Source organism: Pontibacter sp. SGAir0037 (assembly GCF_005491705.1).
GTDB lineage: Bacteria > Bacteroidota > Bacteroidia > Cytophagales > Hymenobacteraceae > Pontibacter.
Genome location: NZ_CP028092.1, coordinates 3,750,636 through 3,764,456 on the forward strand (window position 1 = coordinate 3,750,636; position 13,821 = coordinate 3,764,456).

At 43.1% G+C, this 13,821-nt stretch carries 12 protein-coding genes; 3 read left to right on the forward strand and 9 right to left on the reverse strand.

What is annotated here, in order from left to right:
- The first annotated feature begins 38 nt into the window (after positions 1 to 38).
- The 3 genes from nuoL to C1N53_RS15355 are packed head-to-tail and all read left to right on the forward strand — an operon-like array spanning position 39 to position 4,904.
- Complete coding sequence (gene nuoL, locus C1N53_RS15345; RefSeq protein ID WP_137760149.1) at positions 39 to 1,997, forward strand: NADH-quinone oxidoreductase subunit L; 1,959 nt, start codon at positions 39 to 41, stop codon at positions 1,995 to 1,997.
- A 13-nt stretch (positions 1,998 to 2,010) separates the two neighbouring features.
- Positions 2,011 to 3,474, forward strand: a complete 1,464-nt coding sequence (locus C1N53_RS15350; RefSeq protein ID WP_137760150.1) for a NuoM family protein — start codon at positions 2,011 to 2,013, stop codon at positions 3,472 to 3,474.
- Positions 3,475 to 3,518: 44 nt separating this feature from the next.
- Positions 3,519 to 4,904, forward strand: a complete 1,386-nt coding sequence (locus tag C1N53_RS15355) for an NADH-quinone oxidoreductase subunit N (protein ID WP_137760151.1) — start codon at positions 3,519 to 3,521, stop codon at positions 4,902 to 4,904.
- 91 nt (positions 4,905 to 4,995) lie between these two features.
- On the opposite strand, the gene C1N53_RS15360 is transcribed toward C1N53_RS15355, so the two are convergent.
- The 9 genes from C1N53_RS15360 to C1N53_RS15400 all read right to left on the reverse strand — a co-directional run bounded on the left by C1N53_RS15360 (position 4,996) and on the right by C1N53_RS15400 (position 13,801).
- Positions 4,996 to 5,367 carry a hypothetical protein gene (locus C1N53_RS15360; protein WP_137760152.1) on the reverse strand — a complete coding sequence of 124 codons (372 nt, stop codon included), beginning with the start codon at positions 5,365 to 5,367 and terminating at the stop codon, positions 4,996 to 4,998.
- 352 nt (positions 5,368 to 5,719) lie between these two features.
- Complete coding sequence (locus C1N53_RS15365; protein WP_137760153.1) at positions 5,720 to 7,315, reverse strand: outer membrane beta-barrel protein; 1,596 nt, start codon at positions 7,313 to 7,315, stop codon at positions 5,720 to 5,722.
- Positions 7,299 to 7,877 (reverse strand): RNA polymerase sigma factor, encoded by a 579-nt coding sequence (locus tag C1N53_RS15370; protein ID WP_137760154.1) that lies wholly within the window; start codon positions 7,875 to 7,877, stop codon positions 7,299 to 7,301. Before C1N53_RS15370 ends, C1N53_RS15365 begins: the two co-directional genes overlap by 17 nt.
- Before the next feature lie 282 nt (positions 7,878 to 8,159).
- Positions 8,160 to 8,561: a YkvA family protein gene (locus tag C1N53_RS15375; protein WP_137760155.1), complete on the reverse strand. Its 402-nt coding sequence runs from the start codon at positions 8,559 to 8,561 to the stop codon at positions 8,160 to 8,162.
- Positions 8,562 to 8,662: 101 nt separating this feature from the next.
- Positions 8,663 to 9,397, reverse strand: coding sequence for a shikimate dehydrogenase (locus C1N53_RS15380; protein ID WP_137760156.1), 735 nt, complete (start codon positions 9,395 to 9,397; stop codon positions 8,663 to 8,665).
- Between the two features lie 38 nt (positions 9,398 to 9,435).
- Complete coding sequence (locus tag C1N53_RS15385) at positions 9,436 to 10,446, reverse strand: DUF368 domain-containing protein (RefSeq protein ID WP_305790900.1); 1,011 nt, start codon at positions 10,444 to 10,446, stop codon at positions 9,436 to 9,438.
- A 113-nt stretch (positions 10,447 to 10,559) separates the two neighbouring features.
- Complete coding sequence (locus tag C1N53_RS15390; RefSeq protein WP_137760157.1) at positions 10,560 to 11,333, reverse strand: phosphosulfolactate synthase; 774 nt, start codon at positions 11,331 to 11,333, stop codon at positions 10,560 to 10,562.
- A gap of 5 nt (positions 11,334 to 11,338) precedes the next feature.
- Positions 11,339 to 12,757, reverse strand: coding sequence for a tetratricopeptide repeat protein (locus C1N53_RS15395; protein ID WP_240773235.1), 1,419 nt, complete (start codon positions 12,755 to 12,757; stop codon positions 11,339 to 11,341).
- A 45-nt stretch (positions 12,758 to 12,802) separates the two neighbouring features.
- On the reverse strand, positions 12,803 to 13,801 hold the full coding sequence (locus tag C1N53_RS15400) for an NAD-dependent epimerase/dehydratase family protein (RefSeq protein WP_137760158.1): 999 nt from the start codon (positions 13,799 to 13,801) through the stop codon (positions 12,803 to 12,805).
- Positions 13,802 to 13,821 lie beyond the last annotated feature (20 nt).

Sequence of the window (13,821 nt, forward strand, 5' to 3'; positions counted from 1 at the left end):
TCCTAAACCTGAACTACTAAAGCTTAAATAACTATAAGATGCAAGAAATAGTAATGCCCGCCAATAACCCGGAAATGGGGCTGCTGTGTTTACTTGTTCCGTTGCTGCCTTTCATTGGCTTTTTAATTAACGGACTTGGAAACCGTAAAATAGCCAAAGGTTTGGTGGGAATAATTGGCTGTGGAACCGTACTGGCCTCTTTCCTGATCTCTGTATACTTATTTTTTGACTTTACCTCCAACGGTAGCAGATCTTATATAGTAGATTATTATAACTGGGTATCGGTAGGTAACCTGCAAATCAGCTTTTCCTTTCTGATCGACCAGCTTACGTTGCTCATGATGCTCATGGTAACAGGTATCGGTTTCTTTATCCACCTGTACTCTTCAGGCTACATGAGCCACGACGAAAACTTTGGAAAGTTCTTTTCTTTCCTGAACCTGTTCATGTTCTCCATGCTCCTGCTGGTACTGGGCTCTAATTATGTAATGATGTTTGTAGGATGGGAAGGTGTAGGTCTTTGCTCTTACCTGCTCATCGGCTTCTGGAATAAGAACACCAACTATAACAATGCTGCTAAGAAAGCCTTCATCATGAACCGTATTGGTGACTTAGGCTTTTTATTAGGCATTTTCCTGATCTTTATTACCTTCGGTAGTGTAAGCTATCCGGAAGTATTTGCCTCTGCAGCCCGCATGACCGGCATGCAGGATTCTACTGTACTGATTGCCATTACCATGTTACTGTTTGTAGGTGCAATGGGTAAAAGTGCACAGATTCCTTTGTTTACATGGCTACCAGACGCGATGGCAGGCCCTACTCCTGTTTCGGCTCTGATACACGCAGCCACCATGGTTACCGCTGGCATCTACATGGTTATCCGCTCCAACGTATTATATGTACTGGCTCCTACTACCTTAGAAGTTATTGCTATCATCGGTCTGATAACAGCCCTGCTGGCAGCTACCATAGGTCTGGCACAAAACGATATCAAAAAGGTATTGGCTTACTCCACAGTCAGCCAGTTAGGATTCATGTTCCTGGCGCTGGGTGTTATGGCCTTCTCCTCTTCTATATTTCATGTGTTAACACATGCATTCTTTAAAGCGCTTCTTTTCCTGGGTGCCGGTAGCGTAATTCACGCTATGAGCAACGAGCAGGACATCCGCAGAATGGGCGGTTTACGAAAAGCCCTTCCTATTACATTTCTTACCTTTCTGATTGGTACGCTGGCTATTTCCGGAATACCTCCTTTTGCCGGTTTCTTCTCTAAAGACGAATTGCTGGCTCACGTATGGCACCACAGCAAAATTATGTGGGGATTTGGCGTGCTGGCTTCTTTTATGACGGCTTTTTACATGTTCCGATTGCTGTTCCTGACCTTCTTCGGGAACTTCAGAGGCACAGAAGAACAACGCCATCACCTGCACGAATCACCAGCTGTTATGACCATTCCTCTTATTGCGCTGGCTGTGTTATCTACTATCGGTGGTTTTATCGGAATGCCGGAAGTATTCGGAGCCGATCATATTTTGGCTAATTACTTTGAACCAATATACGACTATGCCCGCGCAGCCAGTTCTACAGCCTTAGCTCCGCTACAGGTTGATCATGCGACAGAGTACATGCTAATGGGTGTATCGGTAGCCGTAGCTGTAGTTGCTATTATTATAGCTTATGCCATGTATGTGAAGAAGAATACACTACCGGCAGAAGAAGGCACACCTTTATCTCCGGCACATAACCTGGTGTATCATAAGTACTACATCGATGAAATCTACAATGCGATATTTGTTCGCCCGCTTATGTGGCTCTCAGGTATACTGCACCGTGTGGTAGATACGGTACTGGTTGACGGTATTGTAAATGGAGTTGGTAAGGTGGTGATGGTAAGTAGCCGCACCCTCCGCTTTGCACAAAGTGGTGCCACCGGCTTTTATTTACTAGTGATGGTGTTCAGCATCGCCCTGATTCTATTTTTAAACTACTTTATCTAAGGTTCTTAGAAAAATGATAACAGCTCTATTACTTTTCTGGCCAGCCCTTGCTGCACTACTATTGTTACTTATAAAAGGAGAGGGAGCCAAGAAAATTGCCTTCATAGCCACGCTTGTGGAGTTTGCCGTTGCTCTTTATGCCACAGTGAACTTTGTAAATGAAACTACCGACCCACAGTTTGCCCTGATTCTTCCCTGGGTAGAAAGTGCTGGTATAACCTTTAGCATTGGCATGGACGGCATTAGCCTTCTGATGGTGCTGCTAACAACATTCCTGGTGCCATTAATCGTGCTGTCTTCTTTTAAGCACGACTATAAAAATCCAGGGGCTTTTTATGCCTTAATCCTGTTCATGCAAACAGGCCTGATTGGTGTGTTTACGGCGCTGGATGCTTTCCTGTTTTATTTCTTCTGGGAGGTAGCACTTATTCCAATTTACTTTATTGCGGCTATCTGGGGCGGAGAGCGAAGAATACCTGTTACATTTAAGTTCTTCATCTATACCATATTCGGTTCCCTTTTCATGCTGGCTGCTTTCATTTACCTGTACTTCCAGACAGGAGGAACGGCTTCTTCAGCACATTCATCCAATGTAAATGCATTTTACCAGATAGCCTTAGATACTGATACACAGAGCTGGGTATTCTGGTTTTTATTCCTGGCATTTGCCATAAAAATGCCAGTGTTCCCATTCCACACATGGCAACCGGATACCTATACAGAATCTCCAACACAGGCTACTATGCTGTTATCAGGTATTATGCTGAAAATGGGTATCTATGGTGTTCTGCGTTGGCTATTACCTGTGGTTCCTTACGGTGTAAGTGAATGGGTAGAGGTAGTACTGGTGCTTTCTATTATAGGTATTGTCTACGCTTCTGTTATTGCTATACGCCAGCGCGACCTGAAACGCCTGATCGCTTATTCATCTATTGCACACGTAGGCCTCATTTCAGCAGGTATCTTTACCATGAACGAGCAAGGCTTGCAGGGTGGCGTTATTCAGATGCTTAGCCACGGCATAAATGTAGTAGGCCTATTCTTCATTATCGACATCATCTTTAGCCGCACCAAAACCAGAGATGTGACCAGTCTGGGTGGTATAACTCAAACTACGCCAGCGCTGTCAATCTTCTTCATGATTCTGTTGCTGGGTTCTGTAGCATTACCACTTACTAACGGGTTTGTAGGTGAGTTCCTGCTGCTTTCGGGCGTGTTTCAGTTTAACTACTGGTTTGGCGGTGTTGCTGGCTTAACCATTATACTTGGTGCAGTGTATATGCTGCGTATGTTTCAGGGAGTTATGTTCGGTACAAAGTCACCGGCTACAGAAACTTTCGCTGATCTTACTTTCAACGAAAAAGCAGTATTGATTCCTTTAGTAATTATGGTATTCTGGATCGGTTTATTCCCCAATACTTTTTTAAATATATCAGAACCTGCTGTTGGCAAATTGCTGCACATCATTAACAGGTAATAAGGCAAGAAAACAGATACGAGTTTTACAGGAAATACAACAACATGACTTCGATTATACTTTTAGCTGGATTTGGGATCATAAACCTGTTCATGGGTTTCCTGAAATCTAAAAGAATACTGTTGCCGCTGGTACTGCTCTTTTTAGCAATCGTATTTGGCGTTAACCTGATCAGCTGGAACGATACCCAGAGCTTCTTTAACAATATGCTCACTATCGATAATTTTGCGGTAGCTTTTACGGGTATCATGGTTCTGTCTACGTTAATGCTTATCCCTTTCTCACAGAGCTACGTAACCAACCGGGATCAAAACCTGGCAGAATACTACTCGTTGCTGCTGTTTGCCCTGGTTGGTGCCATCATGATGGTAAGCTATGAAAATATGCTCATGTTGTTTATTGGTATTGAGATTATATCAATAGCCATGTATGTGCTGGCTGGCAGTAACAAGAAAAGCTTACGTTCTAACGAGGCAGCCCTTAAATATTTCCTGATGGGAGCCTTCTTTACAGGTGTACTTCTATTTGGCATAGTACTGGTGTATGGCGCAACAGGTTCTTTTGATATTACTACTATCGGAAACACACAGGCCATAGCAGCAGATGGAGTAATGAACACTATGTTTGTTTTAGGCTTACTGCTTATAGTAATCGGCATCTCTTTTAAAGTAGCAGCAGCCCCCTTTCATTTCTGGACGCCGGATGTTTACGAAGGAACACCAACGCTGTTTACTGCTTTTATGTCTACGGTAGTAAAAACAGCCGGTGTAGCAGCTTTTTACAAACTGATGGTAGCAGCTTTTGCCGCATCTTACGAAACCTGGTTCCCTACGCTGATTGCCATTACCGTTTTAACACTGGTGGTAGGAAATATAGGTGCTGTGGTACAAGGTAATGTAAAGCGGATGCTGGCTTACTCTAGTATTTCACACGCCGGATACATGCTGATGGCATTAGTAGCTTTTAACCGCTACTCCGACTCATCTATCTTCTTTTATGCTATAGCATACTCAAGCGCCAGCATTGCCGCATTTGCTGTGCTTAAGCTGGTAGCAGATCAACGCACTGACAGCACTTTTACAGGATTAAACGGACTCGGCAGAACCAACCCACTATTAGCTTTTGCAATGACAGTATCAATGCTATCCTTGGCTGGCATACCGTTAACTGCAGGCTTCTTTGGCAAATTCTTTATTTTCTCTGCTGTTGTAGAAGCACAGAACATGATGTGGCTGGTAGTAGTAGCCGTTATATTGGCAACAGTTGGTATTTACTATTACCTGAAGCCAGTGATTGCCATGTATATGCATCCTGCTGAGAACCAGGAGAAGATTCATGTTAGCAGCCTGGCATCTTTTGTGCTGATCTTTATAACTATATTAACGATCTTACTGGGTATTGCTCCAGCTTTAGTAAATAACTTGCTGTAAACATACAACCGCTAAAATGAGAAGAGGCTGCCATTACAATGGCAGCCTCTTCTCATTTTATAGTATAAGTAAGCAAAAGTAAAGATACCTTTTACCGTAAACTAGCCACAACAGAGCATACTTTCTTCACTCTCACCGTTGGGTACATCATATTAACAGCAGTGCAAACAGGACTATAGTCTGTGTTCAGCTCCAGCGCTACGGTTAAGGTTAATCCGGGCTCTCTGTAAGCTTCAGGCAGATTATCAGTCGTGACAAACCCTTCCTGCAATTGGCCAATATAAGCCCTTGTTGCCGTCCTGCTATCATTTCCCGTAAGGTGCAGCACATACCAGCCATTCTGGCAATCAAGCCCGATTACCTGCGCCTGAACACAAGCAGGCTCAGGAGTTATTTCTGAGCAACCTAGCAGCAGCAAACAGCAGGCTGTAAATAAAAACTTTACAGGTTGTAAAAGTTTCATAGTTCCATCTTGTACTAATGGTAAACGTAAAATGAGATTTAAGGCAGTAGCAGTTGCCTTACAAGCAACAAAATTAGAACAGGCACATATTTAGAAAAGTAATGCTTGCAGGTATACTATAAAATTATAAGTATTAGCATCAGCCATTCATAAAAACAGCTGCCAGAAGAAGCGCTAACAAAACATACCACCCGGATAAATTTACTCTAACAATAGCCAGTATGTTGGAGAAGCCAGCAAAGGACTGAAAAAGCTCTTTCATATATCCGGATTTTAAACTGTTAAACATTATACACTCTTGTATAGGAGATGCAATTTCAATCGCTGCGGTTGCATAAGCTTTAAAATAAATTTAAAGCTGTTTTCTGCCTAGGGCATAGTTCACACCAAGGTTTAAACCAATGGCATAAGGTTTGCCCTGTGGTGCAGGAGCTCGGTCAGGGTTAGCTAGCATAGGGCTAAAGAAACTTTTAAACTCAGGACCAAACGAAACAGCAACAGTTTCTGAGATTCGTTTGCCAACACCCAGGCCAACATTACCTGAAAACTGAACATCCCGAAAAGGAGAAGCATCATCGTTGCGATTGTAATTTTGGGCCTCTACCTGGTTATGAGACGCTAAAATAGAAGTTTGCATAAGAATGTTAGCCGCTACACCACCTGTAGCATACCAATACCAATGCTTAGAAATAGCGCCATCATATTGTAAGCCAATCGGCACAGATAAATAGTTATACCGGTAATTGGTTGTAAATTCGTTTGTTTTCTGCACACTTATAGAGTCGGTGCTAAAAGAATTATCTAAAGCCGGTGCAAAAATAGTTGAAGCCGGATGCTGATAACGGGTATTGGTAAGTGGATTTGTTGAAAACTGCTCCACTATATAGCTTGATTTAGTTCTGGCATTATGCTGGCTAAAACCTAAACCTGATAGGATCTTCAGCTTCCTGCTAACTCTAACACCTGTCTTTACCTCTGCTGTGTAGGAAAAAGCCGGGGTTGTGTTTTGCTCGTACTCTTCTTGCGCAGCCTCCACATTAGAGGGTGTCATAAACGACGTTTTAAGTGCTGAGTGCGCAAGGGTATTCATACTTGCAGTGCTCACTATATTTTCGGGCACACCTATATTTTGGTTAAAGTAACTCGGCATATAGGCCATACTAACACTCCAACGGCTATCCGACTTTCCGGAACGATCGCTATCCCGGGAGTCAGGACTGGTATTGAGCGCAATACTATTCAGGCTTGCTTGCTTATCAGCAGGAGGAGCACTTTTGCTGTAAATATCATTCAACTGTTTAATTGACGAAGGTAACGCAGCCGAATTAGAAGCACCTGTTTGTGCTGTTTGGCGATCAGCTATATCTGCAGCAGGCACAGAGGTTATGGCTTGTCGTAAAGAAAGGGGCATTGCGGACTGTTTTTCCGAAGAAGAAGCATGGGATTCCTCTGAAGCACTGGCACCAGCAGCAGAAGTAGCCGTAGCTGTTTGGCTTTTACTTACTGGCTTTAAGGCAATACTGCTGCCCATTGTTACTTTTTCTATAACTATATCCTTTACTGCGGCTGCTTCATCAGCTTCAATATTATTGCTAGCATCAGCTTCTGTAGCTTGCGCAATACCGGACGAAACAGGCAGCTCTGCCTGCTCCACCTGGCTATACGAAACACGGGCATCGTGCAGTATCGTCCCTGCTTTCTCTACACCAAAACCATCTTTGTAAACATAAGCAAGTAGCGAACCTGTAAGCATAAACAATACAAAGCACGCCGCCGCCAGATGCCTGTAAAGGACAATACGATCTTTGTACTGCTTATTTTCCTGTACCGTGAGATCATGATCGATTCTCGCCCATAAGTCTGGAGCAGGTGAAGATTCAGCGTCGTGCATACGGCGCCTGAACTCGTGCTCTAGGTCTCCATATTCTGAATTATTTGCTGATGACATGCTCTGTATAAATTTTATCCTGGCGCGATAGCATACTTTGCAGTATAACTCTTGCACGCGAGTACTGTGATTTAGATGTACCTTCAGAGATGCCTAACATCTCTCCTATTTCTTTATGATTGTAGCCTTCGATGGCATACAGGTTAAATACCATCCGGTAACGCGGTGCCAGGCTCTGGATCATACCAAGCAACTCATCCATACTATACCCGGAAAGATTCACCTTATCGGAATAAATATTAACTGCCTCATCAGATTCATGAGAAACGGTAAGCAATGACTTCTGGCGCAGTAACTTTAAGGCAGTATTAACCATAATGCGCCGGATCCAGAACTCAAGCGGGCAATCCCGCTTAAAGTTTTGCAGATTCGAAAACACCTTCACAAAACCTTCCTGCATAATATCTTCGGCTTCGAAGCTGGTAGGAGCATAACGCAGACAAACCACCATCATCTTTTTTGAATAAAGGTCATAGAGGTAGCGCTGCATTTCCCGCTTGCCGGCAATGCACCCTTCTATGAGTTTATCCTCGTCTGACTTTGGCTTAGTAAAAAGATTCAATTGAACTGCGTATAAAACCTACATACATCCTTAAGATTCCAGTAATGCACGAATGGTTGCAAGCTGTATAAAAATAATTTAGAATTTAATATGCTCGCCACCAAATCATGAACATGCAAAGGCATTGTAAAGATATGAATATCTGCGAATTAAATCATCACAGCGGCTTCACACGCAGAAAAGAGGGGCACGTGAAGCTAAACTCCTCTTCTAAATCTGTTGCCATAAAAAAAGCCCTCGGAAGAGGGCTTTTCTATTGTTTTAATAGTAACAGTATATCCATTACATCGCATTCATATAAATTAATTTATAGAAGAATACTGCCACCAACGAGACAGCAAGCACCCAGGCATATAAAACAATTCTAAAGGCCATTACTGCTTCCTGACTCTCACCACCAAACTCCTCATAAGCTCTTATTCTGGCTTTATCCAAAACCTGCTTCGAAACCAGGTGATACGATGTGCTTAAACCAGCTGCAATAATGATGATATCATCCAGAAACCCGAAAACAGCCTTAAAGTCAGGAATAAAATCTATTGGGCTTATACCATAGCCAATTACAAAGGCCAGAATCACCTTAACATACCATTTCACATTTGTATCGCGGTAAGAAAGGTAGAGGGCATAAACCTCTGTGTTAAGTGTCTGTGCTTTTTGCTTCAGTATATGTAAATGCGCCATGGCTCATAGAATTAAATTTGAACTCTTCTACGAGAGAGGTGCCTTAAAAAGTTACGGTATAACACAGGATATCTTCTGCCTGAACAGGAAATAATTTATAATTAAGTATTCCATATATTCCAGGCTGCTTCTGCCTGACCGTATAGCATACCTAAGCCGTTTATGGTTTTAGCACCGGCGGCCATTCCTTTTTGCATGAAAGCTGTTAATTCAGGATTATACACCAGGTCGTATAAAAAATGATTAGAGCTCAGGCTGTTGTATGGCAATCGTGGCAGCTCATCTGTATTTGGATACATACCAAGTGGCGTTGTATTAACAATCAGGTTAAACTGAGCAAGAGTAGCAGGCTGCAACTGCTGGTAAGAAAGCTCATCTGCATTGGGTTTCCTGGAAACAGACATATAAGGAATCTGCAAATCAGTTAGAGCAGCTTTAACAGCTTTGGCGGCACCACCTGTACCTAATACTAATGCTTGTCCTCTTTGCTGTTCAGGATAAAACTCCTCTAATTCTTTTCTAAAACCGATGTAGTCTGTATTATAGCCTTTCAGCTTTCCTTCTGAAATTTTAATAGTATTAACAGCTCCGATGGCAGCAGCAGCTTCATCCAGTTCATCCAGCAAAGGCAATACCTCCTCTTTATAGGGAACAGTAACATTAAGCCCCACCAAACCTTCTTCCTGCTCCAGCAAGGCCTTTAACCTCTCAATATCAGGCAGTTCGTAAAGCTCATAAGCAGCATCCTGTATCCCTTCTTTTAGAAACTTCTCTGAAAAGTACTTCTTAGAAAAAGAATGCCCCAGCTTTTTACCGATAAGTCCGAATCTGCGCATCTGCTTATTTATGAGTTGATGATACGATTTTACCCTGTTTAAACCTCTGAAGTGTTGTCGCTTGAGATACGATCTAAGAAATACACTACCACAAAACCAAAAATTGCCAGCAAAATGCCATAGAGCAAATACGGCTCCTGCCCGGTAATCTGAAGGTAATTTGTGGGCAGCACATTCTCCTGAACAAGAGGCTTTACAGCTCCATGGCTGTCTGTATATGTTTCCAGAGTTTGTTTCCAAGGCCATACTTTGTTAAGCGAGCCCACCATAAAACCAGTAAGAAGTGCTACGGTTAAGTTATGGTAGTGCTTCAGCATCCAATTCAGCATATGTGAAAAAGCAAGCAAACCTGCCACACAGCCAATACCAAAGGTTATAATAATGCTTAACTTCAAATCTCTGACAGCACCTAATATATACTCATACTTCGCCAGCAAAACCAAAATAAAGCTGCCGGAAATACCTGGCAGAATCATGGCGCAAATGGCAATAGCTCCCGATAAGAAAACAAACCAAAGCGCTTCTGGTGTCTGTGTGGGCGAAGCTACCGTTACATAATAGGCAATGGCCGCACCTACCAAACCTGCTAGTAGAACCGGCAGGGTCCAGCGGGTAATCTTTTTCCCTACCACAATAGCAGATGCTACAATTAAGCCAAAAAAGAAGGCCCAAAGCATTTCCGGATGATTCTCTAACAGATAAAGGATTATTGTAGAGAGGGTGGCAACAGAAAAAAGTATACCTCCAACAAGTACTAGCAGAAAGTTGCCGTTGATGTGCTTCCAGAAGCCTTTCAGGTTGAAGCGAAGTAATAGCTTTACAGCATCCCCGTTCACTGATCGGATGGAGCCCAGCAATTCTTCGTAAATACCTGTAATAAAAGCAATTGTTCCGCCTGACACACCTGGCACTACATCAGCAGCTCCCATACTCATTCCTTTCAGGAAGAGCAACAGGTAATCTTTAACAGAACGCTTGTGAGTAGGGTGTTGCACCTGACCCTCAGAAGTCAAGGAGGTTTCCTGAACAATAGTCTTTTCGTTGGCCATATCTTAAATTACCTCTTGTAGTAACTGCTTCTAAAAATAAAGAAGTCTTAAATGAAAATTGCCCGTGCGGGAAATCGACGGGCAATTTATATTATTTAAACTAATATTTAAAGTTAGCAAGGCTTCTCCATATCCAGGAAATGCGTAAACGTATCTCCACGAAGGCCTAATCTGATTGTCTCTAAAGGAATAACTTCACTTGGTGCAATATTACCAAGGTTTACGTTAGCTCCCAACAGTTTAATAAACCACACCTGCTGCGCTTTCTGCGGAGCCTCCCACAAGATCTTTTCAAAAGGAATCTTTGTCAGAATCTCCTCTACCAAACCACTTCTTACTTCTCCTGTCGATCTGAATAGACCAACGTTCCCTCCCTCACGTGCTTCTCCAATTACCTTCCAGGCACCGGCATCCAATTCTGCCTGCATCAGCTTTATCCACATATAAGGTGGAATAATTTTTTCGGCATCTTTAGAACCTACTTCCGATAAAACAGTTACCTGCTCAGCCAGCGTCCGGATGTAGTTGCATTTCTCGTCATGGTTCATGTCAATAGATCCATCCGAAATTTCTGCATACTCCAGGTTAAACTTGTCTAACAGGCGACGGTAATCATCGAACTGGTTTCGAACGACAAAGGCTTCGAACAAGGTGCCACCCAGGTAGGCAGGTATACCAGCATCTCTGTAGATTTTAAGCTTTTTCTCCAGGTTTGGCACTACATAAGAAGTCGCCCAACCTAGCTTTACAATATCGACGTAATCTCCAGCTACTTCTATAAAATCTTCTACCTCCCTCAGGCTTAATCCTTTGTCCATTGCCATAGTAAAGCCTCTCTCGCGCGGTTTAGCCTCGCGTTCCGGAAGGTTGTTCAGGGTGTAATTCATGTGTTTTATTTGCGGTACTGATCAATTAAACGGGATAATGCACGCTGCGACTCAAGTTCAGGAAAGAACTCGAACAACAGTTTATGTTTATCGAAGTCCAAAATTAACGCATTTTCTAGATAATTATATGCTTCTCTGTATTTTCCTGCAGAAAGCATATAGGCACAGGCCCTGTAATACAGCTCTGCCTCGTCGGGCTGCAGCTCAATTGCGTTTAAAATAATATCTATTGCTTCTTCGTAATTTCCTTGTTCGTAAAGAATTATAGACCAGTTAAGGTATATGTTCTTATCCTCAGGCTGTATTTCTGCTGCACGCTCATAGCTTTCCAAAGCCGATACCACATGCCCTACATGATATTCCGCCGCAGCCAGCGCCACCCAATAATCTGCACTATCCGAATAAAGATCTACTGCTTTTTTGAAAAAATGTACAGCTTCATACCATTTTCCCTGCGCATCCAGTATAATGCCTATACCAAACCAGGCTTCATCCATCTCCGGATCAAGATCTACTGATTTTTGATAGAAGCGGCGTGCCAGATCCCATTGCTGCAGCTTTTCATAACACTCCCCTATGTTGCAGTATACTTCGGCAGATGGTTCGCCATGCTCCAGCATCGCGTTAAATGCTTCAATGGCTTTTGTATACTCTCCCAGAAAAACATATGCATTTGCCATATTATTGTATGCCGTGATAAAATCAGGCTTAATAATGGTGGCATAATCGTAAGCAGCAATGGCTTTATCGTAGAGGCCAAGCTTATTGTATATGTTACCGAGGTTAAACCAGGCAACAGAAGAATACGGATCGTTATCCACAAATTCCTGAAAGAAAGGAAGGTTCTCCCGCATACTACCCGCTACATCCATACAATATACTATCTCTTGCATCGCCGCCTCATTTTCTATATTGAGGGTAATACACTTTTTATAGTACTGGATGGCAGAGCTGAATTTTCCCCAGCTTTGATAAGCCAGGCCTATATTAAAGAATATGTCGTCGCGTTCTTCTGAAAAAGCAAGGGCCTTCTTAAAAAAATCTATCGCATCGCGATACTCTCCTTGTTGCGTGCAAATGATGCCACGGGTTAGCAGCACATCTGGATTTTCGGGATCTACCTCACGTACCTGTTCAATAAGTGTAAGTGCCTCTTCAAATTTACCCGACATAGCCAGCAGCTGCGCTTTGTCGATCAGAAGTTCTGTTGAAAACGGATATTGTGCAATGGCAGAATCACAGGCCAGTATAGCCTTCTTATATTCGAAATTGGCCGTATAGTGGTCAATTATAAATTCAAAATCAGTTAAATCAAAAAAAGCGGGCTCGCTATTCCCTAGCATCTTCTCGAACCGGTGTATCAGTTCCAGATCCTCGCTATGTTCATCAAAGTTATCTTTCATCTCCAAAATCCAACTAGCCATTGTAAAACGGCCTTTGTCATACTACATTATTAGGCTGCAAATAGTTTAGTTTGGCGCCTCCTGCCCATGGCCTACAGCTGGCTCTACGTGTAGCAACTGATTGCAGCACCAGGCTATGGTTTCTGCAATCGGCCTGAACTCCAGGTTAATAGCTTTCTGTACTTTGCTGTTGCTGAAAAAATGAGACTTACCAGAAACACGGGCTGTATCTTTTGTAATGAGCGGGCGTTTACCTGTAAACCAGGAGCGAACATGCTCTGCCCGCCATACTACTTCAGCCAGCAAAGGTGGTACTTTTCTGGCTGGAGCCTTTTTACCAAAGCACCTGGCAGCCTCTTCAAAAAATTCTTTATAGGTGAGCTGCGCCGCATTTAATATAAATCTTTCTCCTGAAATTTCCGAAAAATTTAATCGCATTATAGCCTCTACCACATCCCGCACATCAACAAAGTTTGCCTTACCGGTGGTATAAAAAGGTTTCTCGTCGTACACGTATTTGAAGAGCCTGGTACTGCTGCGGTTCCAGTCGGCCGGCCCCAGAATGACCGATGGATTTACGATTACTGCTTTTAGTCCTTCTGCCACACCGCGCCATACTTCCAGCTCTCCGAAATACTTGGAGCTTGCATAAGCAGAATGCTCTTCCGCCTGGTCCCACTTGGCATCTTCGGTTAAAATATTTGTTCCCTTGGGCCTGCCTACGGCTGCTATAGAACTGACATGGCACAGCTTAACATTACCTATCTCCAGGCAGGCATCTACAATGTTAGCGGTACCTTCTATGTTTATCTGTTTCAGTAATTCCTCATCCTGTGGTGCATAAGAAACCAATCCTGCGCAATGGAAAATATGGCTTACCCCTACCAGCTCCGACCGCAGAAAAGAAGGGTCCAGAATATCGCCTTCTACCCACTGTGCCTGCCCGGCACCTTCTATAGCAGGTATCTGATTCCTGTATAGTGCTTTAACGGGATACCCCTGCTGCAACAGAGCAGGTATAAGAAAGTTACCGATCAGGCCGCTACTGCCCGTTACAAAAACCATAAGTTATCAGAAATAAATAA

Coding starts and splice junctions, on each gene's coding strand:
- nuoL (WP_137760149.1), top strand. CDS start 39: ATGCAAGAAATAGTAATGCCCGCCAATAACCCGGAAATGGGGCTGCTG.
- C1N53_RS15350 (WP_137760150.1), top strand. CDS start 2,011: ATGATAACAGCTCTATTACTTTTCTGGCCAGCCCTTGCTGCACTACTA.
- C1N53_RS15355 (WP_137760151.1), top strand. CDS start 3,519: ATGACTTCGATTATACTTTTAGCTGGATTTGGGATCATAAACCTGTTC.
- C1N53_RS15360 (WP_137760152.1), bottom strand. CDS start 5,367: ATGAAACTTTTACAACCTGTAAAGTTTTTATTTACAGCCTGCTGTTTG.
- C1N53_RS15365 (WP_137760153.1), bottom strand. CDS start 7,315: ATGTCATCAGCAAATAATTCAGAATATGGAGACCTAGAGCACGAGTTC.
- C1N53_RS15375 (WP_137760155.1), bottom strand. CDS start 8,561: ATGGCGCATTTACATATACTGAAGCAAAAAGCACAGACACTTAACACA.
- C1N53_RS15380 (WP_137760156.1), bottom strand. CDS start 9,397: ATGCGCAGATTCGGACTTATCGGTAAAAAGCTGGGGCATTCTTTTTCT.
- C1N53_RS15385 (WP_305790900.1), bottom strand. CDS start 10,446: ATGGCCAACGAAAAGACTATTGTTCAGGAAACCTCCTTGACTTCTGAG.
- C1N53_RS15390 (WP_137760157.1), bottom strand. CDS start 11,333: ATGAATTACACCCTGAACAACCTTCCGGAACGCGAGGCTAAACCGCGC.
- C1N53_RS15395 (WP_240773235.1), bottom strand. CDS start 12,757: ATGGCTAGTTGGATTTTGGAGATGAAAGATAACTTTGATGAACATAGC.
- C1N53_RS15400 (WP_137760158.1), bottom strand. CDS start 13,801: ATGGTTTTTGTAACGGGCAGTAGCGGCCTGATCGGTAACTTTCTTATA.